Genomic DNA, 24,318 nt, shown 5'->3' on the forward strand with positions numbered 1-24,318 from the left:
GGACCGGCCGGGTCCTAGCTGCTGCGCCGGGTCACGAACTCCGCCAGGGACAAAAGGCCGCCCGCCGACTCCGGGTCCGGGATCGCCCGGGCCAGTTCGTGCATCGCGCGGGCCATCCGGTCGGCCGCCTGCTCCTGCGCCCACTCGCGGCCGCCGGCCCGTTCGACGGCCAGCGTCGTGCGGTCCAGGTCGGCCGGGTCGTAGGGCGCCGCGTACAGCTCGGCCAGTTCACCGGCCGCCGGGGTGCCGGAGGTCAGCGCGGCGACCACCGGCAGGGACTTCTTGCGGGCGGCGAGATCCGCGCCGGCCGGCTTGCCGGTGTGCCGCGGGTCCCCCCACAGGCCGATGACGTCGTCGATGAGCTGGAAGGCGAGCCCGGCCTCCCGGCCGAACGCGTCCAGCGCGTCCACGTCCTCCTCGGCGGCCCCCGCGTACAGCGCGCCCACGGCACAGGCGCAGCCGAGCAGTGCTCCCGTCTTGGCCTCGGCCATGACGAGCACCTCGTCGAGGGTGATCTCGGCGGGACCGCGTTTCTCCATGGCCGTGTCCGCCTGCTGGCCGGCGCAGAGTTCGACCACACAGGCCGCGACCCGGCGGGCGGCCGCCGAGGACGCGGGATGCGGATCCGAGGCCAGCAGCCCCAGGGCGAGGGCCTGCAGGGCGTCCCCGGCGAGGATCGCGTCGGCGTCACCGAACACGGTCCAGGCGGTGGGGCGGTGCCGGCGGGTGGTGTCCCGGTCCATCACGTCGTCGTGCAACAACGTGAAGTTGTGGACCAGTTCGACCGCCGCTGCCGCCCGCAGCGCCGCCGCGTGAGCCGCCGGACCACCGAGCGCGGTGGCCGCGGCGAGCACCAGGGCGGGGCGGATCGCCTTGCCCGGGTTGCCCGCCGTCGGGGTGCCGTCCGCGTGCTCCCAGCCGAAGTGGTACAGCGCGACCCTGCGCATCGAGCCGGGCAACGAGTCGATGGCCTCGCGCAGTTCCGGGTCGACCGCCGCCCGGGAGCGCTCCAGGATCACCGCCGCGTCGTGCCCGTCGGCCGGTCCCGGACCGCTGTCGCCCTGACTGCCGACGAGCCACCGCCTTTCGCGCGCCTCACCCCGGTACCGCCTGGTGGCGGAGGTCACCGCCAGCGGCCGATCTCGACGTTCTCCAGGACGCCCAGCGCGTCCGGCACGAGGACCGCGGCCGAGTAGTAGGCCGTGACCAGGTACTTGATGATGGCCTGTTCGTTGATGCCCATGAACCGCACGGACAGGCTCGGCTCGATCTCGTCCGGGATGCCGGACTGGCGCAGGCCGATGACGCCCTGGTCCTCCTGGCCCAGACGCAGCGCGATGATGGAGCTGGTGCGGGCCTCGGTGACCGGGATCTTGTTGCACGGGTAGATCGGCACCCCGCGCCAGGTGGGGATCCGGTTGCCGCCGACGTCGATCGTCTCGGGGACGAGCCCGCGCTTGTTGAGCTCACGGCCGATCGCGGAGATCGCGCGCGGGTGGGCGAGCAGCATCTTGGTGCCGCGCCGCCTGCTCAGCAGTTCGTCCAGGTCGTCGGGGCTGGGCACGCCGTCGTGCGGCTGGAGCCGCTGGTCGTACTCGCAGTTGTGCAGCAGCCCGAACTCGCGGTTGTTGACGAGTTCGTGCTCCTGACGCTCCTTGAGCGCCTCGACCGTCAGCCGCAACTGCTGCTCGGTCTGGTTCATCGGCTGGTTGTAGAGATCGGCCACGCGCGAGTGGATGCGCAGGACGGTCTGGGCGATGCTCAGTTCGTACTCGCGCGGCCGGGCGTCGTAGTCCACGAACGTGTGCGGGATGTCCGGTTCACCGGCGTGACCGGCGGCGAGGTCGACCTCCTTCTCGCCGAACTTGTTGGTGCGCTGCTCGGGGATCGCGCGCAGCTGCTGGAGGTGCTCGTTCAGCGACTCGGCCCGCTCGGCGACCTGCTCGACGTCCTGCCGGGCCAGGACCAGCACCGTGCAGGCCGTGTCCGCGCGGGCCGTGTACTCCCAGATGGCGTCCGCGTCGAGCAGCGCCTGGTCGCCGAAGTACGCGCCGTCCGCGAGGACGCCGAGCACCTGATCGTCGCCGTAGGGGCCGGTGCCGACCTTCTCGACGCGGCCGTGCGCCAGCAGGTAGACCTCGTCGCTCTGGCTGCCGAAGGAGGCGATGACCTCACCGGGTCCGAACTCCCGCTGCCGGCAGCGCTGGGCGAGTTCCCCGAGCACCTCCTCGTCCTCGTAGGAGCGCAGCGCGGGCAGTTCGCCCAGCTCTGCCGGGATGACCTCGACGCGGTCACCGGTCTTCACGAACGTGATGCGGCCGTCGCCCACCGCGTACGTCAGACGCCTGTTGACCCGGTACGTACCGCCCTGCACATCCACCCAGGGCAGATTCCGCAGCAGCCAGCGGGAGCTGATCTCCTGCATCTGCGGTGCGGACTTGGTCGTGGTGGCCAGGTTCCGCGCGGCCGCGGTGCCGAGACTCTGCTGCGGCTTGCCCGAATCCGCGCGGACCTCTTCGCCTACCGACATGAGAAATGCCCTCCCGATTCATGCACGGACGCCGAACTGCGCCGGTGCACTTCGTTCACGCGGCAAGCCTTCCATCACGGTGTGTGCTCGTGCTATTACCCGAAAGAGCGGGAATGGATCAACGGCGGGCAGGGAACAGGTACGTTTCACCGAACGGTGTTCGACAATGAGCGGGTGACCGACCTGCGCCCCCGTCTGCCGTCCCCGCTCCAGGAAGTGTCCGACGAGCGGTTCGGGCGCCACGGCGTCCGGTTGCTGCTGAAGCGGGACGACCTGATCCACCCCGAGCTGATCGGCAACAAGTGGCGCAAGCTCGCGCCCAATCTGGAGCGGGCGGCGGGACGGACGCTCGTCACGTTCGGTGGCGCCTACTCCAACCATCTGCGGGCCACGGCCGCCGCCGGCCGGCTCCTCGGGCTGCCCACGGTGGGCGTGGTGCGCGGCGACGAACTGGCCGGCCGGCCGCTGAACCCGTCCCTGGCCCGGTGCGCGTCCGACGGCATGCGCCTGCACTTCGTGGACCGCTCGGCCTACCGCCGCAAGACCGATCCGGACGGCCTCGGGGAGCTTCTGGACGCGGTCGGCGCGCGGGACGCGTATGTCGTGCCCGAGGGCGGCAGCAACGCGGCGGCGGTCCGCGGCTGCCGGGCGCTCGGCGAGGAGCTGCGCGGCCGTACCGACGTCGCCGCCCTCGCCTGCGGCACCGGAGGCACCCTCGCGGGCCTGGCCGCCGGCCTCGCCCCCGGTCAGCGAGCTCTCGGCATACCGGTCCTCAAGGGAGGCTTCCTGGGCGACGGGATACAGGCGCTCCAGGAGGAGGCCTTCGGTGGCCGGCGGGGCGAGTGGCGACTCGACGACCGCTTCCACTTCGGCGGATACGCGCGGGTCACCCCCGAACTCGAGACCTTCGCGGCGGACTTCGAGCGACGCCACGGCCTACCCGTGGAGCGTCTCTATGTCGCCAAGTCGCTCTACGGCCTTGTCGTCCTGGCCGAGGAGGGTGCCTTCGCGCGCGGGACGACCGTGACGGCCGTGATCACGGGCCGCCCCTTCACATGAGGTCCGGGCACGCGTACGCGTGCGACAGCCCTACGCCGTCTCCCGGAACGCCGCCGCCTCCTCCAGGTCCAGGCGGCGCAGCAGCGTGCGCAGCATCTCGTCGTCGATGTAGCGGCCGTCCCGCAGCCGGACGAACATCTCGCGCTCGGCGCTGATCATCTCCCGCGAGAGGCGCCGGTAGGTGTCGTCGACGGTCTCGCCGGTGACCGGGTTGACCTGCCCGAGGCGCTCCCAGACGGCGTTGCGGCGCCGCTCCAGGACGCTGCGCAGCCGGTCGGCGAGCGGCGGCGGCAGCGCGTTGCGCTCGTCGGCCAGCAGCGCGTCCAGGCGCTCCTCGGCGACCCGGGAGGCCTGCGCCTGGGCGTTGGCCTCGGCGAGGGTCGCGGCCTGCGGGTCGGCCTCGGGGAACTTCAGCAGGCGGATCAGCGGCGGCAGGCTCAGCCCCTGCACCACCAGGGTGCCGATGACCGTCGTGAAGGTGAGGAAGAGGATCAGGTTGCGGTGCGGGAACGGCGCATCGCCGTGGTCCACGGTCAGCGGGATGGAGAAGGCGATGGCGAGCGAGACCACGCCCCGCATGCCGGCCCAGGCGATGACGATCGGCCCCCGCCAGGTCGGGTTCGCCTCCCGCGCGCGGATGCGGGCCGACAGCAGCCGGGGCAGGAAGGTCGCCGGGTACACCCACAGGAAGCGCGCCGCCACGACCACGAGGAACAGCGCGACGGCGTACCAGGCGGCGTCCAGGCCCTCGTAGGCACCGAGGCCCTTCAGGACGACGGGGAGCTGGAGGCCGATGAGCGCGAAGACCGCCGACTCCAGGACGAAGGCGACCATCTTCCACACGGCCTCCTCCTGGAGGCGGGTCGCGAAATCGACCTCCCACGCGCGGTGGCCCAGGTAGAGCGCGACGACGACCACCGCGATGACACCGGAGGCGTGGAACTGCTCGGCCGCCGCGTAGGCGACGAACGGGATCAGCAGGGAGAGCGTGTTCTGGAGCAGGGGCTCCTTGAGGTGGGTGCGCAGCCAGTGCAGCGGAGCCATCAGGATGAGGCCGACGGCGGTCCCGCCGACCGCCGCGACCAGGAACTCCTCGATACCGCCGGCCCAGGACGCGCCCTCGCCGACCACGACCGCGAGGGCCACCTTGTAGGCGGTGATCGCGGTGGCGTCGTTCAGCAGGGACTCGCCCTGGAGGATCGTGGTGATCCGTGACGGCAGGCCGACCCTGCGGGCCACCGCCGTGGCCGCGACCGCGTCGGGCGGCGCCACCACGGCGCCCAGCACCAGCGCCGCCGTCAGCGGCAGCCCGGGGACGATCAGATAGGCGGCCCAGCCGACGGCGAAGGTCGCGAAGAGCACGTACCCGACCGACAGCAGGGCCACCGGCCGCAGCTGGGCGCGCAGGTCGAGATAGGAGCTGTCGGTGGCCGACGTGTACAGCAGCGGAGGCAGCAGCAGCGGCAGTACGACGTCCGGGTCCAGGGTGTAGTCGGGCACCCCCGGCAGGTAGGACACGACCAGGCCGACCGCCACCAGCAGCAGCGGCGCGGGCACCGGGGTGCGCCGCGCCGCCGCAGCGAACGCCGCGCTGCCGGCCACCAGCAACAGCAGTGGCATCACGTCCATGTCCAGCCCGCCCTCGTTTTTGCGCGCGGTCGTCCGCGCGCCCGTCGTAATCTGGCAATCATGAAACAGTGCACGCACGCCGACGCGCTCCCCCACCCGGAACCCGTCCCGCTCGGTGAGACGTGTCCGGAGTGCCTGCGGGACGGCACCCACCCGGTGCAGCTCAGGCTGTGCCTGACCTGCGGCCACGTCGGCTGCTGCGACTCCTCGCCGAGCCGGCACGCCACGGAGCACCACAAGGAGTCGGGTCATCCGGTGATGCGGACCTTCGAACCCGGCGAGGACTGGCGCTGGTGCTTCGTCGACCACGTCCTCGTCTGAGGAACCCTGTATGAGGAACCTTGTATGAGGAGCCCCGTACGAGGAGACCATGACGCCCCGGCCGTCCGGCGGGTACGGTTCGACCATCTGACGCCTGGGTACGTCAACCCGGCGCGCCCTGTTCCCATTTGGGCCGACCGAACTCTAGACACGGAGCGTGTTCACAGCTTTACTGTGAGTGACGCCAGGGGGGTTGGGGTCCCGGGGACAGAAACTTGAGAGCGCGATAGCGTCACCGCTGCACCACACACGCGTTACCCCGGGGGGCGACCCTCGGCCCCGAAAAGCTTGTACCACCTTGGAGGTGAGGGTGTCCCAGATCGCAGGCGAGCCCGCGACCCAGGACTTCGTGGAAGTCCGGCTGCCGGCTGCGGGTGCCTACCTGTCGGTGCTGCGGACGGCCACGGCCGGCCTCGCGGCCCGTTTGGACTTCACCCTGGACGAGATCGAGGACCTGCGCATCGCAGTGGACGAGGCCTGCGCGATCCTGCTTCAGCAGGCCGTGCCCGGCTCCGTCCTCAGTTGCGTGTTCCGACTCGTCGACGACTCGCTGGAAGTCACCGTCTCCGCGCCGACCACGGACGGGCACGCCCCCTCACGGGACACCTTCGCCTGGACCGTCCTGTCCGCCCTCGCGGGCAAGGTGTCCTCCGCAGTCGACGAGGACAAGACCGTGACGATCAGTCTCTACAAACAACGCGGCGCGGGACCCGGGCCGGCGTGAGGAACGGGGACGGGCCGGTGCGGGACGAAGAGCGCGGCGCACGGGAGCTGCCGGCCGAGAACGCCGAGATTCCAGCCTCTCCGGACGGTTCCCGACGCATGGCGGACGGCATCGACGGCATTCCCGAGCAGGCCCGGCCGCATCCGGAGGACGACTCGGTCTCCGCGCAGGCGGGTCCGCCGGAAGGTGCCGTGCAGGGCTCGCCTCGGGAGAGGCGGACCGGGGGCTCGCCCCCGGGCCGAGCAGAGGCGAGGGCTCGACAGAGGGCGACGGGCGGGACAATGAGCGAGCACCAGCGAGACGGCGAACAGAGCGTGCCGGGCACGCAGCACGAACCACCGGCCACCCCCGCCCCGGGGGACCGCAGCGGAGCACGGGCGATGTTCGTCGAGCTGCGCAAGCTCGAGAGCAGCAGCGCCGAGTACGCGGAGATGCGCAACATGCTCGTCCGCATGCATCTGCCGCTCGTCGAGCATCTCGCGCGGCGCTTCCGCAACCGCGGCGAGCCGCTGGACGACCTCACCCAGGTCGCGACCATCGGTCTGATCAAGTCGGTCGACCGCTTCGACCCGGAGCGCGGCGTGGAGTTCTCCACGTACGCGACGCCGACGGTCGTCGGCGAGATCAAGCGGCACTTCCGTGACAAGGGCTGGGCGGTGCGGGTGCCGCGCCGGCTCCAGGAGCTGCGCCTGGCGCTGACCACGGCGACGGCGGAGCTGTCGCAGCAGCACGGCCGCTCCCCCACGGTCCACGAGCTCGCCGAGAAGCTGGCGATCTCGGAGGAGGAGGTCCTGGAGGGCCTGGAGTCCGCGAACGCGTACTCCACCCTCTCCCTGGACGTGCCCGACACCGACGACGAGTCGCCGGCGGTCGCGGACACCCTCGGCGCGGAGGACGAGGCGCTGGAGGGCGTCGAGTACCGGGAGTCCCTCAAGCCGCTGCTCGAAGACCTCCCGCCGCGCGAGAAGCGGATCCTGCTGCTTCGGTTCTTCGGCAACATGACCCAGTCGCAGATCGCGCAGGAGGTCGGCATCTCGCAGATGCACGTCTCGCGCCTGCTGGCCCGCACGCTGGCCCAGCTCCGGGAGAAACTGCTCGTCGAGGAATAGTCGGGGAACAGCGGTACCCAGCGCCAAGGCGGAGCGGCCGCGGGAACGGCGGCTACTCCGACGCGCGGCCCGGCCCCCGGATCCCGAGGGCCCGGGTCGTCTCGCCGTTGACGAGCAGGACGAGCGACGCCACGGCGACGGCCGCGAGCGCGATACCCGCCGGGATCGCCATGCTGTCGGCCTGCAAGAGGTTGTAGGCCACGGGCAGCGCCATGATCTGGGTGATGACGGCGGGTCCCCGGCTCCAGCCGCGCAGGCCCAGCAGCCCCCGGGCGGCGAGCAGGGGCAGAAGCGCGAGCACGATCAGCGTGACTCCGCCGGTGACGGCCTGCCGACGGTCGTCCGGGTCGCCGCCGATCCCCAGGGCGAGCATCCACACCCCTCCGACGACCAGCGCCAGCCCCTCCAGGGCGACGAGCGCGGCGGCGTAGGTCAGCCGGCGCGGGCGGGCGGCTGCGGTTTCGGGGGCGGCGGGGGTCTCGTCACTGCTCACACCAGAAGGGTAGCCCGCACCCCCGACCGGGCCCCGGGACACCCGCGCGCACGGGCGCGGGGCTCGTGTCGAGGCTCACCCCGCGTTCTCTTACCCGATCCCCACCTCGGCCTGTGCCCGGTACCACCCAGTAGGTACGCTGCAACTCATGCGTGCACTTCTCGTGGTCAATCCGGCGGCAACCACTACCAGTGCACGGACGCGCGACGTCCTCATCCACGCGCTCGCGAGCGAGATGAAGCTCGAAGCGGTCACCACCGAGTACCGCGGGCACGCCCGTGATCTGGGCCGGCAGGCGGCGGACAGCGGAAACGTCGATCTGGTGGTGGCCCTCGGCGGCGACGGCACGGTCAACGAGGTGGTCAACGGCCTCCTGCACGCCGGCCCCGATCCGGAGAACCTCCCCGGCCTCGCGGTGGTCCCCGGCGGTTCCACCAATGTCTTCGCCCGCGCCCTGGGACTGCCCAATGATCCGGTGGAAGCCACCGGCGCGCTGCTGGACGCCCTGCGCGAGAACCGTGAGCGCACGGTCGGGCTCGGCCTCGCCGCGGGTACGCCGGGCACGGTGGACGAGGCGGTGCCCTCGCGCTGGTTCACCTTCAACGCCGGGCTGGGTTTCGACGCCGGTGTGGTGGGGCGGGTGGAGCAGCAGCGCGAACGCGGCATGAGATCCACCCACGCTCTTTACATCCGTCAGGCCGTGCGCCAGTTGTTGGGTGAGTCACAGCGGCGGCACGGGTCCATCACCCTGGAGCGGCCGGGCGTCGAACCGGTGACCGATTTGGTGTTGTCCATAGTCTGCAACACGGCTCCGTGGACCTATCTGGGCAATCGCCCGGTGTACGCGTCGCCTAAGGCCTCGTTCGATACAGGGCTCGACGTACTGGGTCTCAGCCGTCTGTCCACGGCCTCGGTTGCCCGATATGGCACCCAGTTGCTCACTTCGTCCCCCGAGCGGGGCCCGCACGGCAAGCATGCCGTCTCACTGCACGATCTGGACCAGTTCACCTTGCATTCGAAGGTCCCTCTGCCCCTTCAGATGGACGGTGACCACCTGGGGCTGCGAACAAGCGTGACGTTCACAGGCGTACGCCGTGCACTGCGTGTGATTGTGTGAGCAGAAAGGGCTGAAGTCCTTTCACTCGAACGTTTAGGCCAGGGTCCACCCCATGGAAGTACGGCTGTGACCTAGTCGACACCGAGGAATCAAAAAAAACTTTCCAGAAGGGGTTGTATCCGCCGCCGAGGTTTGCGAGTCTCTATCTGGCGATCGGGACAGCCCGCAACACCGGCATCCACTGATCACCGGAACCCCTCTACAAACAACAGGACCAAGGCCGGGTAACCCGGCTGGTGGCCCTTCACTTGTTGAGGGATTCGTGAAAGCGTTCACATTCACAAGCAACCCGCACGTAATACCAAGGAGAGGTAGCAGCCATGGACTGGCGTCACAACGCCGTTTGCCGCGAGGAAGACCCCGAGCTCTTCTTCCCCATCGGCAACACCGGTCCTGCGCTGCTGCAGATCGAGGAAGCCAAGGCCGTCTGCCGTCGCTGCCCGGTTATGGAGCAGTGTCTGCAGTGGGCGCTCGAGTCCGGCCAGGACTCCGGCGTCTGGGGTGGTCTCAGCGAGGACGAGCGTCGTGCGATGAAGCGCCGCGCCGCCCGCAACCGGGCCCGTCAGGCTTCCGCCTGACAACACCCGCCCCGCAAGCCTGAGCTTGGCGGCGCGTGTGCCTGTCGGCATCACTCCGCCGACAGCGAGTACGCACCTCCCGCCCCCGAGCCGCAGCGCGCAGTACCCCCGATGCGCAGCACGAGCTGGCAACGAGCATTCGAGCCCCGGACCCCTGAACGGTCCGGGGCTTCTTGCTGTGCCCGCGCCGTCACGTGCTCGCTACTTCTGCGCGCGCACCGGGATGTCCAGGATCACCTGCGTGCCGCGCTCCGGACCCCGGACCATGTCGAAGGTGCCGCCCAACTCACCCTCCACCAGCGTCCGTACGATCTGCAGGCCGAGGTTGCCCGAGGTGTGCGGGTCGAAGCCCTCCGGCAGCCCGACGCCGTCGTCCTGGACGGTGACCAGGAGACGGGACTCCTTCGTGGTGCCGCCGCGGACCGCGGCGACCTCGACCGTGCCGGTGTCCCCCTCGGCGAAGCCGTGCTCCAGGGCGTTCTGGAGGATCTCGGTGAGGACCATGGACAGCGGGGTGGCGACCTCGGCGTCCAGGATGCCGAAGCGTCCGCTGCGCCGGCCGGCGACCTTGCCCGGCGAGATCTCGGCGACCATCGCCAGCACCCGGTCGGCGATCTCGTCGAACTCCACCCGCTCGTCCAGGTTCTGGGACAGCGTCTCGTGCACGATGGCGATGGAACCGACCCGGCGGACCGCCTCCTCCAGCGCCTCCCGGCCGCGCTCGGACTCGATCCGCCGGGCCTGGAGGCGCAACAGGGCCGCCACCGTCTGGAGGTTGTTCTTCACCCGGTGGTGGATCTCCCGGATGGTCGCGTCCTTGGTGATCAACTCACGCTCGCGGCGGCGCAGTTCGGTGACGTCACGGAGCAGCACGAGCGCGCCGACGCGGGTGCCCTTGGGCTTGAGCGGAATAGCCCGGAACTGGATGACCCCGTCCTTGGCCTCGATCTCGAACTCGCGCGGCGCCCAGCCGCTGGCGACCTTGGCGAGCGCCTCGTCCACCGGGCCGCGGGTCGGGGCGAGTTCGGCCGTGGTCAGGCCGAGGTGCTGGCCGACCAGGTCGGAGGCGAGGCCCATCCGGTGGTAGGCGGACAGCGCGTTCGGGGAGGCGTACTGGACGATCCCGTCGACGTCGACGCGGATCAGGCCGTCGCCGGCGCGCGGGGCGGCGTCCATGTCCATCTGCTGGTCGGGGAACGGGAACGAGCCGGCCGCGATCATCTGTGCGAGGTCGGAGGCGCTCTGGAGGTAGGTGAGCTCCAGGCGGCTGGGGGTGCGCACGGTGAGCAGGTTGGTGTTGCGGGCGATGACTCCGAGGACGCGGCCCTCACGCCGTACGGGGATCGACTCGACCCGGACGGGGACCTCCTCGCGCCACTCCGGGTCGCCCTCGCGCACGATCCGGCCCTCGTCCAGGGCGGCGTCGAGGAGCGGGCGGCGGCCGCGCGGCACGAGGTGGCCGACCATGTCGTCCTGGTAGGAGGTCGGTCCGGTGTTGGGCCGCATCTGGGCGACGGAGACATAGCGGGTGCCGTCGCGGGTGGGGACCCACAGGACCAGGTCGGCGAAGGAGAGGTCGGAGAGCAGCTGCCACTCCGAGACCAGCAGGTGGAGCCACTCGAGGTCGGAGTCGTCGAGTGCGGTGTGCTGGCGTACGAGTTCGTTCATGGAGGGCACGTCTGTGAGCGTACCCGCGGGTTTGTGCGGGGCCTAAACCCGTCGGCGGCGCGCGGTCGGCCACAAGGCGCCCGGGCCCGGAAACACCCGCGGGCCGCGGCGCCTGAGAGGGACCCTCAGCCCTCCCGGCACCGCAGCCCGGAGCAATATCGGCCGCGGGGTGTGCGGTCCCGTCGGCCGAAGGTGAGGAGCCGGGGCAGTCAGGGCAGAGAGCTCCGGGTCCTCGGTCCGCCTTCCTGTGCGGGGAAGACGGAAGTTCTGTGTCGCACCACCTTGCCATTGTGGACTAGACCACTAGGGGTGTCCATGTGTGGAAGGTCGTTCGTTGTCATGGGTATGCGGACGCTCTGACATCCACAACGCAGCCTAGCCTGTGCGGGTTCCCGCGCGGGGCCAGTTCCGCCGGGCATTTTCCGTGATCGGCTCCGGAACCGCCCGCGTCCCCCTCCCCCGTCCCCCCTCTCGCACCCGAAGACGGACCCCGCCGACTCTGTTAGATTGACCTCATAGATTGGTCTAAACCACATAGCCCTTCCGGGCCCCCGGTGCCCCTCTCAGAACGGCAGGCCAGCGTGGAAGTTGTGATCGTTGCGGACGCCCGGTCGGGCGGCGAGCTCATCGCCGAGGCCATGGCGCAGCTCCTGCGGCGCAAGCCGGACGCCCTGCTCGGTGTGGCCACCGGCTCCACCCCGCTGCCCGTCTACCAGGCGCTGACGGCCAAGGCACGCTCCGGATCGGTGGACACCACGCGGGCGCGGGTCGCCCAGCTCGACGAGTACGTGGGCCTGCCCGCCGAGCACCCCGAGTCCTACCGCTCGGTGCTGCGGCGCGAGGTGCTGGAGCCGCTCGGCATCGGCATGGAGGCCTTCCTCGGGCCGGACGGCACGGCCACCGACGTGCAGGCCGCGTGCGAGGCGTACGACCGCGCGCTGGCCGCGGCCGGTGGAGTCGACCTCCAGCTGCTCGGGATCGGCACCGACGGGCACATCGGGTTCAACGAGCCGTGCTCCTCGCTGCGCTCGCGGACCCGGATCAAGACGTTGACCGAGCAGACCCGGGTGGACAACGCGCGGTTCTTCGACGGGGACATCGAGCAGGTGCCGCACCACGTCATCACCCAGGGCATCGGCACGATCCTGGAGGCGCGGCACCTGGTGCTGCTCGCCACCGGGGAGGGCAAGGCGGACGCCGTCGCGGCCACCGTGGAAGGGCCGGTCGCCGCGGTGTGCCCGGCCTCCGCGCTCCAGCTGCACCCGCACGCGACGGTCGTCGTCGACGAGGCCGCGGCCTCCAAGCTGAAGCTCGCGGAGTACTTCCGGCACACCTTCGCCCACAAGCCGGAGTGGCAGGGCATCTGAGGGCGTTCGCAGGCGCCTGAGGGGCGCCGCCACCGGTCACGACGAAGGCGCCGGGCTCCTCTCCAGGAGCCCGGCGCCTTCGTCGTGATGCCGCTCAGGCGGTCGTGCCGGCGGCGATGACCTCCGCCGCCGCGCGGCCGCACACCCGGGCCGCGCCGTGGGTGGCGATGTGCAGGGCGCCCCGGGGCGGGGCCTGGGGGACGCCCATCTCGACGACGACCGTGTCCGGGCGCGCCGTGAGGAGGATGTCGAGGGCCGCCCCCATCCAGGGGTGCCGGTGCTCGTCGCGGACCACGGCGACGATCCGCCGCTCCCCCGCCGCGGCCAGCGCCGCGTGCCCCGCCTCCGCGCCCGCGAAGCTGCCGGTCTCGGTACCCGGCAGCAGCCGGACCAGCTCCGCGGCCACGCCCCACGGGGTCTCGTCGCCGACGGCGATGTTCGCGACCGGGGTGAGCGCGGCGACGTAGGGCGGGTCGGTGAGGGGGCTGAAGACGTCGTCGCCGGTGAGGCGCAGCGCCCGACGGGCGGCGATCAGCCCGACATCGGGCCGCCCGGCGGTCCCCGTGCCGGTGCCGGTCCCGACCGCGGCGGTGCTCCGTGCAGCGGTCCAGCGGGCCAGGGCCCGTACCCGTTCCGCCGCGTCCGCGAGGCGCTGCTCGGGGAGTTCGCCTGTGCGGACAGCGGTGACCAGGGCGTCGCGCAGGCGTCGTACCGTCTCGTCGTCCGCCAGGCCGCCGCCCACGCAGATGGCGTCGGCGCCGGCCGCGACGGCGAGGACGCTGCCGCGCTCGATGCCGTAGGTGGCGGCGACGGCCTGCATCTCCATGCCGTCGGTGACGATCAGGCCGTCGTAGCCGAGTTCCTCGCGGAGCAGGGTGGTGAGGATGCGCGGGGACAGCGTCGCCGGCCGGGCCGGGTCCAGGGCGGGGACCAGGATGTGCGCGCTCATCACGGCGCGGGTGCCGGCGGCGATGGCGGCACGGAACGGGGTCAGTTCGCGTTCCGTCAGGACCGCCGGGTCGGCGTCGATGCGCGGGAGCGCGTGGTGGGAGTCGACGGCCGTGTCGCCGTGCCCCGGGAAGTGCTTGGTGCAGGCCGCGACGCCGGCCGATTGCAGGCCGGTGACGTAGGCGGCGGTGTGCCGGGCGACCAGGGCGGGGTCGGGGCCGAACGAGCGGACCCCGATGACCGGGTTCGCGGGGTTGGAGTTCACGTCGGCGGAGGGCGCCCAGTTGAGGTTCACGCCGCACCGCGCGAGGCGGCGGCCGAGCTCCGCGGCGACCTCCAGCGTGAGCGAGACGTCGTCCACCGCGCCCAGCGCGTGGTTGCCGGGGAAGCTGGAGCCGGTCCGCACCTCCAGGCGCGTGACGTCTCCGCCCTCCTCGTCGATCGCGACCAGGACGTCATCCCGCTCGGTGCGCAACTGCGCGGTCAGTGCGGCGAGTTGATCGGGCGAGGCGATGTTCCTGCCGAACAGGCCCACCGACGCCAGACCCTCGCCCAGGCGGCGCAGCAGCCAGTCGGGGGCGGTGGTGCCGGGGAATCCTGGTTGGAGGACCGTCAGGGCGTCACGGGTGAGAGTGTCCGTGCCGCTGGCGATTGTCGTCATCGGGGGCGTTATCCCTTCACGGCGCCCGCGGTCAGCCCCGCGGCCATCTTGCGCTGGACGAGGAGGAACAGGGCGACGATCGGTAGGGCCATCATGGTGGCGCCGGCCATCATCGGGGCGTACTCGGTGCCGTGCTTGGTGGAGAAGTTGCTGAGCCACACGGTGGCTGTCTGGTTCTTCTGGCTGAGCAGCATCAGGGCGTAGAGGTACTCGTTCCAGGCCTGGATGAAGCCGTACACCGAGGTGGCGACCATGCCCGGGGCCAGCAGGGGGAAGACGACCCGGACGAAGGCCCCGGTGCGGGAGCAGCCGTCGACCATCGCGGCCTCCTCCAGTTCCTTCGGGATGTTGACGATGAAGCCGCGCAGCGTCCACACCGTGAAGGGAAGGATGAAGGTCAGGTACGTGATGATCAGGCCGGTCAGCTTGTCGTACTGGTTCAGGTCGTTCAGCAGCAGGAAGACCGGGATGATCATGGCGACGAGCGGGACCATCTGGACGGCCAGGATGCCCACGATCACGATCTTGCGGCCGCGGAAGGCGAACCGGGAGATGGCCAGGGCGGCCAGCATGCCGACGACGACGCCGATCGCGACGACCGCCAGGGAGACGAGCAGGCTGCGGCCCACCGGTCCCCAGAAGTCGGCGATGTGCAGCGCGCGGCGGAAGTTGTCGAGGGTGAGTGCAGTGGGCAGCAGGCTCGGGTCCGGGTCGATCGCGTCCTTCGCCGGCTTGAACGCGGTGTTGAGCATCCAGTAGACGGGGAAGCCCGCCACGGCGAAGACGAGCAGGCCGAGAAGGTTCCAGCCGGACTTCGACCTGCGGCGCCCGGACCGGCCGCCCGCGCGGTGTTCCGCCCGGCTCACCTCGGAGGCAACGGCGCTCATTCGACCTCTCCGATCTTCAGCATCTGGCGCATGTAGACGGCGACCACCCCGAGCAGCAGCAGCACGGTGATCAGGGCGATCGCCGAGCCCTGTCCGTAGTCGTTGACGACGAAGGCCCGGTCGTAGGAGTACGTCGTCAGGATCTGGAACTCCGCTTCCGGGTGTCCGTTGCGCATGACGAAGACCTGGGGGAAGACGCCCATGTCCCAGATGACCGACAGGGTCGTGAGCATCACGATGATCGGCTTGAGGATGGGCAGGGTGACGTACCGGAAGACACCCCAGGCTCCCGCGCCGTCGAGGCGGGCCGCCTCCTCCAGTTCGGCCGGGACCTGGGTGAGTCCGGCGCTGAGGGTGATGACCACGAAGGGCACGGCGCCCCAGACGACCAGGAGCATGATGACCGCCAGCCCCTGCGGTCCGCTGGCGAACCAGTTGTGGCCGATCAGCTCGACGCCCGGCAGCCTGCTCAGGACCGCGTTGAGGATGCCGTAGTCGGCGTCGAACAGCCACTTGAAGACGGTGGTGGCGACGATGACCGGCATGCCCCAGCTGGCCACCAGCGCGATGTTGACGAGGGTCTTCACCCAGCCGGAGACGCGCTGGAGGAGCAGCGCGACCAGCATGCCGATGACCATCGTGAGGATCACGCAGCCGGCCGCGAAGACGATCGTGCGGATGACGACCTGCCAGAACTCGCCGTCGTCCAGCACCCCCGTGAAGTTGTCGAGACCGACCGACTCGGCCGGCTGGAAGCCCCACAGCTGGGACTGCCCGAACTTCTGGAAGGAGAGGGTGACCAGCCGGACCAGCGGATAGCCCATCACCAGGGCGAGGACCAGCAGGCAGGGGGCGAGGAGCAGCCAGGGGGTCGCGGCCCCGCCGGAACTCCGGCCGCCGCGTGGTCTCTTCGCGCCGTGATCGCCCGCGGGCGGTGGTGGTGGCGACTGCCGCGTCGGCGGCACTTTGGCAGTGGTCGTGTCTGCGGCACTCATCCGCGCGCTCCTCAGCGGTCCCTCGGGTCGTACGAAGGCGAAGCCCCGTACGGGTCGTACGGGAGGCAGGGCCCCGCCCCGATGAAGCTCTCCGGGGTCGACGGGGCCCTGCTCTCAGGTCACTTGGTGTTGATGACCTTGTCGATCGCGGCGTCCGCGTCCTTCGCGGCGGCCTCGACCGTCTTCTTGCCGGTGCCGATGCTCTGGAGCATGGTCTGGAGCACCTGGGCCTTCTCGACCTGGCCCCAGCCGGGAGCCATCGGGACGAACCAGTTGGACTCGGCGGCGGTGGCCGGCACCGCGGTGGCCGGGTCGCTCTTGAGGGTCGCGAGGTCGGTCTTGTTGTTGGGCAGGTTGCCCTTGGCGATCAGGCCCTTCTGGCCGGACGGGCCGGTGAACGCGTTGATCCACTCGGCGGCGAGGGCCTGCGCGTCCGACTTCACCGGGACGGCGAGGTCGGAACCGCCCAGGAAGACCGGGAGGTTCTTGCCGGACGGGCCGGGCATCACGAAGTTCTCGACGTTGTTCGCGAGCTTGCCGGTCTTGTCGTTCTCCTTCGCCGCGGCGGTCGCGCCCTCCCAGGCGGGGGCGAAGATCATGCCGGACTTGCCCTGGCCGTAGACGATGTAGCGGTCGGACTCGTCCTTGGTCTTGTCGCCGTGCATGTACGTGTCGAGGACCTTCTTGAACTCGCCGAGGCCCTTGATCGACTCGGGCGAGGACAGGTTGGCCTTCCACTGGCCGCCGTCCTCCTTGGCGATCGAGCCGCCGGCGTCGTAGACGAAGGACATGGCCGCGTACCAGTCACGGCTGGGCTGGTACCAGGCGGAGAACTTGTCGCCCTCCTTCTTCTGGACCTTGTCCAGGGCCGCGGTCAGCTCGGCGTACGTCTTCGGCGTGGTCTTGACGCCCGCCGAGGCGAAGAGGTCCTTGCGCCAGTTGGCGACCCGGCCGCCCGCGTAGTACGGGACGCCGTAGGTCTTGCCGTCGTAGGTCACCGAGGCCTTGAGGCCGTCGAGCCAGGCGGAGGAGTTGTCGAACTTGGCGGTGTCGAGGGGGGCGAAGGCACCCTTGACCATGTAGCCGAGCATCTCGGTGTTGCCCATCTCGACCACGTCGGGGGCCTTGTCGGTGGCCAGGACCGCGTCGAGCTTGGCGTTCTTGTCCGGCCAGCCGTAGTACTCGTGGTTGATCTTGACGCCGGGGTGCGCCTTCTGCACGGCCGCGTCGGCCGCCTTGACCAGTTCCGGCCAGTTGTTCTGCGCGTCGACGGTGAGCCAGACGGTCAGCTCCTTGGCATCGGTGCCCTTCGAGTCCCCGCTGCCACTGTCGTCCCCGCACGCCGCGATGGAGACCATCATGCCCGCGATACCGATCGCGGCTATCAGCTTGCGCTTCACGCCATCCTCCTCAGGGATGCCACACCCCCCGCCCACGGGCCGGGAACTCGCTCTGGACCAATGGTGTAGACCAGTGCGCAGAGCTTGGCTGAGACCAATAAGCCTGTCAAGGGTGGCCGAACCCCCTCCGAACAGCCGTTATGGGACCTACATATGCAGGAACCTTTAAGTAAGAAGTCGTCGAAAACCTCGGCTCCGGAGGGTGCCGCTCCGGTAGACCATTTGCCCTGGTGGACTAGACCAGCAAAGGTTGCGACGGTATACAGAGGGATCACGGAACGGTGGAGCAGCATCCCCGCGTCCGTGCCACGATGTGAGCCGCGGCCGACGGCGTGTCGGCCATTTCGGCACCGCAGCCGGGAAGGCAGGCCATGAGCACCGACGTGAGCAGTGCGGAGAACGAGGGTGGGGCGACCGTCCGTACCGCGCGTGTGCCCAAGTACTACCGCCTGAAGAAACACCTGCTCGACATCACGGAGACACAGTCTCCGGGCACCCCGGTCCCGCCGGAGCGCACCCTGGCGGCCGAGTTCGACACCTCGCGCACGACCGTCCGCCAGGCCCTCCAGGAACTCGTCGTCGAGGGCCGCCTGGAGCGCATCCAGGGCAAGGGCACCTTCGTCGCCAAGCCGAAGGTGTCCCAGGCGCTGCAACTCACGTCGTACACCGAGGACATGCGCGCCCAGGGCCTGGAACCGACCTCGCAGCTCCTGGACATCGGCTACATCACCGCCGACGACCGCCTCGCCGGCCTCCTCGACATAACGGCCGGCGTACGGGTGCTGCGCATCGAGCGCCTGCGCATGGCCAACGGCGAACCGATGGCCATCGAGACGACCCATCTGTCGGCGAAGCGCTTCCCGGCCCTGCGCAGGTCGCTGGTCAAGTACACCTCGCTGTACACCGCCCTCGCCGAGGTCTACGACGTCCGGCTCGCCGAGGCCGAGGAGACCATCGAGACCTCGCTGGCCACCCCGCGCGAGGCGGGCCTGCTGGGCACCGACGTGGGCCTGCCGATGCTGATGCTCTCCCGCCACTCGCTGGACCAGGAGGGCCGGCCGGTGGAGTGGGTGCGGTCGGTGTACCGGGGTGACCGGTACAAGTTCGTCGCGCGGCTGAAGCGGCCCACCGAGTAGGGGGTCACCGAGCGGGGCCCCCGCGTGGCGCGCTCTCGGCGTAGAGGGTCTGTGGAGGGTCTTCCGCTGGGCTTATCCGTCACTTACATTGCCTGCGCATTACATCTGTGATCAAGGCGATCAGAGTGAGGGGACGGAGCCGCCGATGTCCGACGAGGAAACGAGGGAACCGGTGGTGACGCCCGTGCGCGTCGCCATCGCCCTCTGTCTGATCGCGCCCTTCGTGGCGATGCTGTGGGTGGGGTCGTACGCGAAGGTGGACCCGGCGTTCATCGGGATCCCCTTCTTCTACTGGTACCAGATGCTGTGGGTGCCCCTCTCCGCCGCGCTCACCGTCACCGCGTACAAGCTGTGGCAACGTGACCAGCGCGGCCGCGCCACCGGCTCTTCCGCTTCCTCCCCGAAGGGCGGTGCGTCGGAGTGAAGGACGGCGTGAACGGCGTCGCGCTCGCCGTCTTCATCTTCTTCTTCCTGGCCGTCACGGTCATGGGCTTCCTGGCCGCGCGCTGGCGCAAGGCCGAGAACGACAGTCTCGACGAATGGGGCCTCGGCGGCCGGTCGTTCGGCACCTGGGTCACCTGGTTCCTGCTCGGCGGTGACCTGTACACCGCGTACACCTTCGTCGCCGTACCCGCGGCGATCTACGCGGCGGGCGCGGCCGGCTTCTTCGCGGTGCCGTACACGATCCTCGTCTACCCGCTGATCTTCACCTTCCTGCCCCGCCTGTGGTCGGTGTCCCACAAGCACGGCTATGTGACGACCTCGGACTTCGTGCGCGGACGGTTCGGCTCGAAGGGCCTGTCGCTGGCGGTCGCCGTCACCGGCATCCTGGCGACGATGCCGTACATCGCGCTCCAACTGGTCGGCATCCAGGCCGTGCTCGACGTGATGGGCGTCGGCGGCGGCGAGAACACCAACTGGTTCGTGAAGGACCTGCCGCTGCTGATCGCGTTCGGCGTGCTGGCGGCCTACACCTACTCCTCGGGCCTGCGGGCCCCCGCGCTGATCGCGTTCGTGAAGGACACGCTGATCTACATCGTCATCGCGGTGGCGATCATCTACATCCCGATCAAGCTGGGCGGGTTCGACGACATCTTCGCCAAGGCGGGCGAGGCGTTCAGCCAGACCAACCCGGCGACGGGCAAGCCGCGCGGCGCGCTCGCACCGGCGGATCCCGGTCAGTGGACGTACGCCACGCTGGCCCTGGGCTCGGCCCTGGCGCTGTTCATGTACCCCCACTCGATCACGGCGACGCTGTCCTCGCGCAGCCGTGAGGTGATCCGCCGCAACACCACGATCCTGCCGCTGTACTCCCTGATGCTGGGCCTGCTCGCGCTGCTCGGCTTCATGGCGATCGCGGCCGGGGTCAAGGTCACCAACGGGCAGCTGGCGATCCCGCAGCTGTTCGAGGACATGTTCCCGTCCTGGTTCGCGGGAGTGGCGTTCGCGGCGATCGGCATCGGCGCCCTGGTGCCCGCGGCCATCATGTCGATCGCGGCCGCGAACCTCTTCACCCGCAACATCTACAAGGACTTCATCAAGCCGGACGCGACACCCGCGCAGGAGACCAAGGTCTCCAAGCTGGTCTCGCTCCTGGTGAAGGTGGGCGCCCTGATCTTCGTCCTCACCATGGACAAGACGGTCGCCATCAACTTCCAGCTGCTGGGCGGCATCTGGATCCTCCAGACGTTCCCGGCCCTGGTCGGCGGCCTGTTCACGCGCTGGTTCCACCGCTGGGCGCTGCTCGCCGGCTGGGCCGTCGGCATGGTCTACGGCACCTTCGCCGCGTACGGCGTCGCCTCCCCCACCCAGAAGCACTTCGGCGGCTCGTCGAAGGAGATCCCGGGCATCGGCGAGATCGGCTACATCGGTCTCACCGCGTTCGTGATCAACGTCGTCGTCACGGTGGTGCTGACCTTCGTCCTGAGGGCGGCCAAGGCTCCCGACGGCATCGACGAGACGAAGCCGGAGGACTACACGGCGGACGCGGGCGACCCCGGCGTGGCGGTGGAACTGCCCCCGGCGACGGCCGGCGCCGGTCACTGACGGCGCACGAGCGGCCGGACGGGTTTTCAGTCCCGCGTCCGTCTGGCCATCGCGTCCCAGAAGCGGTCCAGTTCGCTCACCCGCATGCCGACCCAGCGCGGGGTCTTCCGGCGCAGCCCCCGGGGCAGCCAGCGCCGGACGCTGCCGGGCAGCAGTGCCTGTTGCTGGCGGCAGAACGGCTCGCGGATCTCTCCCCGGGGCAGCGCGCCCCGGGGAGGGTAGGGGCAGAGCTGGAACTTGCAGTCGGGCAGACAGGTGGAGCCCGGCGCGGGCGGGGTGGACGTGCCGACGCGCAGGGCGGGCCGCAGCGGCTCGCGGTCCGTGCGGATGCACGGCGGCAGCGACATCCCGGGCTGCTCCATGCGGGCGAGGCGTTCCTCGACCTCGTCCGGGTGCCCGTCCCGCTCGACGAGGTTCAGCATCACCAGTACGTCGGCGACGAGACGTTGGGCGCGCGGGTCGAGGGTGCTCCAGCCGACCGAGGGGGGAATCCACAGGCTGTGCTTGCGGCGTGTCCCGGTGTTGCCCGCGCGGGCGCCGATGTTGTCGACGACGCCCTTCTCGTCGATCCACAGGAACCGCTCGGGCTGGCCGGTCTCCAGGGCGAGGGCGACCAGATCGCCCGCCTCGGCGACGAACGGGTGCAGGCAGCGCCTGGCCGGTTCGCCGGGCCGGTCCGGGTGACCCTGTGTCGCGTTCACCGTGCCCGCCATCGACAGCCAGCGCTTCACCGTCCGCACGGCGGTGGCCCCGCCGAGCGGCTGGAACGGCTGGTGCCCCTCGGGCCGGCCGCCGGCGGCGTCCGGGAGCTCCCACAGGCACAGTGCCTGGAGCAGGCTGAGCTGGGCGTACCAGCAGCGTGACTGCTGGAGCACGGTCTCCGCCTGCCGGATCAGGTCGTTGCGGCCGCCCAGGTAGGTCTGCGGGTGGCGGTGGCGCCGGTTCGCCGCGTACTTGAAGCCCTGGGCCAGCGCGGCCTCCAGGGCGAGCGGCAGATCGGGGACGCCGCCGGTGAACTTCGGGTCGAGGTGACGGAGCCACTTGGTGAGGCGTTCCCGCGCCTCGTCGCGATGGGCCTCGTCGACGGAGCCCAGGAGCATCGGGAGCAGCCAGGCGCGCATCACGAACTCCCGGAAGAGGTCGACCCGTTGCTCGTGGTAGCGCCGGTTCAGTTCCTTGCGTTCCTCCTGGAGCCGCCCGATGTCCTCGGCCGACGTGCCCCCCGGGGTCGCGCGCTCCGCCCGTGCCCTCCCCATCCGCGCGGCCCATGCCTCGTACTCCCGGGCCTTCGAGGCCCGCAGCGCGTCGAGCCGGTCGTTGTACTCCATCACGGGGTCTCTGTTCAGGCCGCCCCGCTCGCGGATCACGGCGAACGCCGGGTTGCCGCCGGTGCCGAACTCCTGGGCGACGATGAGGCGGATGGAGTAGGAGGGTTCCTGGATGCCCAGCCGGAACAGCTCCCAGTACAGCGGGGTGGTGTCGATCCGGTCGGAGACCTCCCGCAGCGCGGCTCCCAGCTGTTTGAGCACCCGCCGCTTGGCGTCCCTCAGGGTGCGCCGGTCGCCTTTGATGCCGGCCCAGTGCCGACGCACCGCGGTGACGATCCCGCTCAGCCCGCTCGGGTCGTCCTCGGCGCTCTCGATCTCCAGGGCGGCCGCATAGAGGTCGAGGGCCTTGGGGTCGTCGGTGCGGCGGCCCGCGGCGGCGCACAGCCGGTGGGCGAGCGGGCGGCCCCGCACGGGCGTCTGCCGTACCCGTTCGGCGATCTCCTTCCGGATCTCGGCGCGCACACCGCTCGCCCGGGCCGGCGGGTCCGCCGCCCGGCAACGGGACAGCAGGACGAGGGCGATGAGCAGTTCGCGGCTGGGGCCGGGCGGCTGGAGCGCCTGCTCGGCCAGGTCCCCGGCGCCCCGCTCCCCCAGGTGGTTCAGCAGACGGCCGCCGAAATAGGCCTGGATGATGCTGTGCGGGAAACGGACCCGGTGTTCGAAGCCCTCCACCAGTCTGAGCTTGCCGGCATGGGCCGCGAAGCGGGCGAGGACGGCACGGCACTGGTCCATGTTGCCCTCGCGCAGCCGCCTGCGTTCCGCGTCGCCGAGCCGTTCGCACAGCGCGTCCCAGATCTGCCGTCGGTGCCAGTCGGAGAGGGTGTTGCCGCGCTTGCCGTACTGGTCGAAGCCGCGGCCCGCCCACACGTGCTCGGCCCGGGCCCGGGCGCGCCGGGCCGGGCCCGGGTGCAGCACGTCCGGATCGAGCAGCTCCTCGAATCCGACCTCCAGCTTGTCCTGGAGCAGCCCGACGCAGGCCAGGGCCGAGACCACTTCGAGCGTGTCGCGCCGCTCCTGCGGGGCCAGCGCGACGTCCTCGCGCAGCTTCCCCTCGCACAGCGCCTCGGCCCAGGTCTCCAGCAGCCAGCGCCGCAGCGTGGCGCGGTCGCGGCTGCGGGTGTCCATGTGCCGCGGATCGTCGGCCGGACGGTCGTGCTCCAGGATGCCCCGCCGGTGGAGTTCGCGGGCGATCTGGAGGTAGATGGGCGACTCGGTCACCTCCGCCGTCTCCACGATCCAGTCCACCCGGCGCTCGTCGGTCTCCGGTACGTCCGCCTCGACGAAGCGCAGCGCCTCCTCCTCGCTGAGCGGTTCCAGCACCACGATCGCGGCGGAGGTGGTCTCCAGCGGGCTGTGCGGCCGGGAGGCGATGACCAGGGGCAGTTTCTCCTCGCGGGCGCGCTCGATGGCCCGGCGGATGACGTTGTCCCGGTTCTGCTGCCGGCCGTCGTCGAGCAGGGCCTCCTCCAGGCCGTCGGCGAGGACGACCGGCTTGTCGTCCGCGAGGAGTTGTTGCCACACCCGGTCGGTCTTGCTGCGCGCGAGAACGCCCTTGGGTGCCTCCTGGGCGAAGCGCTGCCTGGCCAGGCGTTCGAAGTTCAGCTCGGCGCCGTCCGCCGCGTCCCGCAGCCTGACCGGCACCGGTACGGCGTTCTGGCGGGCGAGGAGTTCGGTGAGCCGTACGAGGACGGCGGTCTTCCCCGCTCCGACGCCGCCGACGAGCAGATACGGCCGTCTGGTGTCGCGCTCCCGCAGCCGTTCGGCGATGACCTGGGCGATGTCCTCGCGGCCGACGATCTCGGCGGTGTCGTATCCGGCGGTGGGCACCAGCCGGCGCGGATCCCGCAGTGCCTTGGCCAGGTAACGCCGTCTGGTCCAGCGGTACCACCAGAACAGGAACAGCGCGGCGGCGATCGAGGCCGCGAGGACCGGACCGAGGAATTTCATGACGGTGTCGAAACCCTCGTTGCCCTGCCGCCACTTCTCGAAGCTGGTCGTGTCGTTCGTGACGAGGATGTACACGCCCTCCCCGACCCAGGTGAGCAGCGCCAGCACGGCGGCCAGCCAGATCACCCTGGTGACGTTGGCGTAGGAGGCCCAACGGCGCCATTTCCTGGGGCGGGTGGCGCCGCGGCGGGCCTCCAGACGGATCGTCAGGGAGTGCCAGCGGCCCGTGAACCCCTGCCCGACGCGATGCCCCGCCCGCCGGAGGGCCAGTGTGGCCATCGGCGCGTCGCGCGGGCGCACTTTGCCGGGCGGATGGGGGACGACCCTCGTCATGGCGTTCTCCTTGCGAGTTCCGGGCTCCCGGAGCGGTTCGCT

At 70.6% G+C, this 24,318-nt stretch carries 20 protein-coding genes; 10 read left to right on the forward strand and 10 right to left on the reverse strand.

All coding sequences use genetic code 11. The annotated features are described in order from the left end of the window. Positions 1 to 14: 14 nt before the first annotated feature. Together OG440_RS11925 and OG440_RS11930 are read right to left on the reverse strand one after the other, a co-directional pair. Positions 15 to 1,127, reverse strand: coding sequence for a family 2 encapsulin nanocompartment cargo protein polyprenyl transferase (locus tag OG440_RS11925; protein ID WP_406006818.1), 1,113 nt, complete (start codon positions 1,125 to 1,127; stop codon positions 15 to 17). Continuing rightward, positions 1,124 to 2,530 carry a family 2B encapsulin nanocompartment shell protein gene (locus tag OG440_RS11930; protein ID WP_406006819.1) on the reverse strand — a complete coding sequence of 469 codons (1,407 nt, stop codon included), beginning with the start codon at positions 2,528 to 2,530 and terminating at the stop codon, positions 1,124 to 1,126. Before OG440_RS11930 ends, OG440_RS11925 begins: the two co-directional genes overlap by 4 nt. 174 nt (positions 2,531 to 2,704) lie before the next feature. Between OG440_RS11930 and OG440_RS11935 the strand changes: the two genes are divergently transcribed. Continuing rightward, positions 2,705 to 3,589 carry a 1-aminocyclopropane-1-carboxylate deaminase/D-cysteine desulfhydrase gene (locus OG440_RS11935; RefSeq protein WP_406006820.1) on the forward strand — a complete coding sequence of 295 codons (885 nt, stop codon included), beginning with the start codon at positions 2,705 to 2,707 and terminating at the stop codon, positions 3,587 to 3,589. Positions 3,590 to 3,619: 30 nt separating this feature from the next. Here OG440_RS11935 and OG440_RS11940 read toward each other — a convergent pair whose 3' ends face one another. Next, on the reverse strand, positions 3,620 to 5,218 hold the full coding sequence (locus tag OG440_RS11940; protein ID WP_406006821.1) for a Na+/H+ antiporter: 1,599 nt from the start codon (positions 5,216 to 5,218) through the stop codon (positions 3,620 to 3,622). 60 nt (positions 5,219 to 5,278) lie between these two features. On the opposite strand from OG440_RS11940, the gene OG440_RS11945 reads away from it, so the two are divergent. The 3 genes from OG440_RS11945 (at position 5,279) to OG440_RS11955 (ending at position 7,372) form a co-directional block, all read left to right on the forward strand. Further along, positions 5,279 to 5,539, forward strand: a complete 261-nt coding sequence (locus OG440_RS11945; RefSeq protein ID WP_307165341.1) for a UBP-type zinc finger domain-containing protein — start codon at positions 5,279 to 5,281, stop codon at positions 5,537 to 5,539. 310 nt (positions 5,540 to 5,849) lie between these two features. Then, positions 5,850 to 6,263, forward strand: coding sequence for an anti-sigma regulatory factor (locus tag OG440_RS11950; RefSeq protein WP_020130755.1), 414 nt, complete (start codon positions 5,850 to 5,852; stop codon positions 6,261 to 6,263). 17 nt (positions 6,264 to 6,280) lie between these two features. Further along, a complete protein-coding gene (locus OG440_RS11955; protein WP_406006822.1) occupies positions 6,281 to 7,372 on the forward strand; it encodes an RNA polymerase sigma factor SigF in 1,092 nt (363 codons plus the stop codon). Positions 7,373 to 7,424: 52 nt separating this feature from the next. On the opposite strand, the gene OG440_RS11960 is transcribed toward OG440_RS11955, so the two are convergent. Continuing rightward, positions 7,425 to 7,865, reverse strand: a complete 441-nt coding sequence (locus tag OG440_RS11960) for a hypothetical protein (RefSeq protein ID WP_406006823.1) — start codon at positions 7,863 to 7,865, stop codon at positions 7,425 to 7,427. Positions 7,866 to 8,013: 148 nt separating this feature from the next. Here OG440_RS11960 and OG440_RS11965 point away from each other — a divergent pair, with 148 nt between their 5' ends. Together OG440_RS11965 and OG440_RS11970 are read left to right on the forward strand one after the other, a co-directional pair. Continuing rightward, positions 8,014 to 8,982, forward strand: coding sequence for a diacylglycerol/lipid kinase family protein (locus tag OG440_RS11965; protein WP_406006824.1), 969 nt, complete (start codon positions 8,014 to 8,016; stop codon positions 8,980 to 8,982). Between the two features lie 320 nt (positions 8,983 to 9,302). After that, positions 9,303 to 9,560 (forward strand): WhiB family transcriptional regulator, encoded by a 258-nt coding sequence (locus OG440_RS11970; RefSeq protein WP_016639615.1) that lies wholly within the window; start codon positions 9,303 to 9,305, stop codon positions 9,558 to 9,560. A 201-nt stretch (positions 9,561 to 9,761) separates the two neighbouring features. Here the strand turns inward: OG440_RS11970 and OG440_RS11975 are convergent, their stop codons facing one another. Continuing rightward, positions 9,762 to 11,228 carry a sensor histidine kinase gene (locus OG440_RS11975; RefSeq protein WP_406011328.1) on the reverse strand — a complete coding sequence of 489 codons (1,467 nt, stop codon included), beginning with the start codon at positions 11,226 to 11,228 and terminating at the stop codon, positions 9,762 to 9,764. Positions 11,229 to 11,809: 581 nt separating this feature from the next. Between OG440_RS11975 and nagB the strand changes: the two genes are divergently transcribed. Next, positions 11,810 to 12,595: a glucosamine-6-phosphate deaminase gene (gene nagB / locus OG440_RS11980; RefSeq protein ID WP_406006825.1), complete on the forward strand. Its 786-nt coding sequence runs from the start codon at positions 11,810 to 11,812 to the stop codon at positions 12,593 to 12,595. A 94-nt stretch (positions 12,596 to 12,689) separates the two neighbouring features. Here the strand turns inward: nagB and OG440_RS11985 are convergent, their stop codons facing one another. The 4 genes from OG440_RS11985 to OG440_RS12000 form a co-directional block, all read right to left on the reverse strand. Continuing rightward, the gene (locus tag OG440_RS11985) at positions 12,690 to 14,204 is read right to left on the reverse strand and encodes a glycoside hydrolase family 3 protein (protein WP_406006826.1); all 1,515 of its coding nucleotides are present in this window, start codon (positions 14,202 to 14,204) and stop codon (positions 12,690 to 12,692) included. Positions 14,205 to 14,212: 8 nt separating this feature from the next. Then, complete coding sequence (locus OG440_RS11990; RefSeq protein ID WP_406006827.1) at positions 14,213 to 15,091, reverse strand: carbohydrate ABC transporter permease; 879 nt, start codon at positions 15,089 to 15,091, stop codon at positions 14,213 to 14,215. Further along, positions 15,088 to 16,086 (reverse strand): carbohydrate ABC transporter permease, encoded by a 999-nt coding sequence (locus OG440_RS11995; protein WP_406006828.1) that lies wholly within the window; start codon positions 16,084 to 16,086, stop codon positions 15,088 to 15,090. Before OG440_RS11995 ends, OG440_RS11990 begins: the two co-directional genes overlap by 4 nt. A gap of 119 nt (positions 16,087 to 16,205) precedes the next feature. After that, positions 16,206 to 17,486, reverse strand: coding sequence for an extracellular solute-binding protein (locus OG440_RS12000; RefSeq protein ID WP_406006829.1), 1,281 nt, complete (start codon positions 17,484 to 17,486; stop codon positions 16,206 to 16,208). 371 nt (positions 17,487 to 17,857) lie between these two features. Between OG440_RS12000 and OG440_RS12005 the strand changes: the two genes are divergently transcribed. The 3 genes from OG440_RS12005 (at position 17,858) to mctP (ending at position 20,668) form a co-directional block, all read left to right on the forward strand. Continuing rightward, positions 17,858 to 18,622, forward strand: a complete 765-nt coding sequence (locus OG440_RS12005; RefSeq protein WP_057603350.1) for a GntR family transcriptional regulator — start codon at positions 17,858 to 17,860, stop codon at positions 18,620 to 18,622. Positions 18,623 to 18,767: 145 nt separating this feature from the next. Beyond that, positions 18,768 to 19,046 (forward strand): DUF3311 domain-containing protein, encoded by a 279-nt coding sequence (locus OG440_RS12010; protein WP_406006830.1) that lies wholly within the window; start codon positions 18,768 to 18,770, stop codon positions 19,044 to 19,046. Beyond that, positions 19,043 to 20,668, forward strand: a complete 1,626-nt coding sequence (gene mctP / locus OG440_RS12015) for a monocarboxylate uptake permease MctP (protein WP_406006831.1) — start codon at positions 19,043 to 19,045, stop codon at positions 20,666 to 20,668. Before OG440_RS12010 ends, mctP begins: the two co-directional genes overlap by 4 nt. Positions 20,669 to 20,694: 26 nt before the next feature. Here mctP and OG440_RS12020 read toward each other — a convergent pair whose 3' ends face one another. Then, positions 20,695 to 24,276: an ATP-binding protein gene (locus OG440_RS12020; protein WP_406006832.1), complete on the reverse strand. Its 3,582-nt coding sequence runs from the start codon at positions 24,274 to 24,276 to the stop codon at positions 20,695 to 20,697. Positions 24,277 to 24,318: the final 42 nt, after the last annotated feature.

The organism is Streptomyces sp. NBC_00637, from assembly GCF_045161545.1.
Classification (GTDB): domain Bacteria; phylum Actinomycetota; class Actinomycetes; order Streptomycetales; family Streptomycetaceae; genus Streptomyces.

Coding starts and splice junctions, on each gene's coding strand:
- OG440_RS11945 (WP_307165341.1), top strand. CDS start 5,279: ATGAAACAGTGCACGCACGCCGACGCGCTCCCCCACCCGGAACCCGTC.
- OG440_RS12020 (WP_406006832.1), bottom strand. CDS start 24,276: ATGACGAGGGTCGTCCCCCATCCGCCCGGCAAAGTGCGCCCGCGCGAC.
- OG440_RS11975 (WP_406011328.1), bottom strand. CDS start 11,228: ATGAACGAACTCGTACGCCAGCACACCGCACTCGACGACTCCGACCTC.
- OG440_RS12010 (WP_406006830.1), top strand. CDS start 18,768: ATGTCCGACGAGGAAACGAGGGAACCGGTGGTGACGCCCGTGCGCGTC.
- OG440_RS11995 (WP_406006828.1), bottom strand. CDS start 16,086: ATGAGTGCCGCAGACACGACCACTGCCAAAGTGCCGCCGACGCGGCAG.
- OG440_RS11990 (WP_406006827.1), bottom strand. CDS start 15,091: ATGAGCGCCGTTGCCTCCGAGGTGAGCCGGGCGGAACACCGCGCGGGC.
- OG440_RS11940 (WP_406006821.1), bottom strand. CDS start 5,218: ATGGACGTGATGCCACTGCTGTTGCTGGTGGCCGGCAGCGCGGCGTTC.
- OG440_RS11965 (WP_406006824.1), top strand. CDS start 8,014: ATGCGTGCACTTCTCGTGGTCAATCCGGCGGCAACCACTACCAGTGCA.
- OG440_RS12005 (WP_057603350.1), top strand. CDS start 17,858: ATGAGCACCGACGTGAGCAGTGCGGAGAACGAGGGTGGGGCGACCGTC.
- OG440_RS11970 (WP_016639615.1), top strand. CDS start 9,303: ATGGACTGGCGTCACAACGCCGTTTGCCGCGAGGAAGACCCCGAGCTC.
- OG440_RS11930 (WP_406006819.1), bottom strand. CDS start 2,530: ATGTCGGTAGGCGAAGAGGTCCGCGCGGATTCGGGCAAGCCGCAGCAG.
- OG440_RS11985 (WP_406006826.1), bottom strand. CDS start 14,204: ATGACGACAATCGCCAGCGGCACGGACACTCTCACCCGTGACGCCCTG.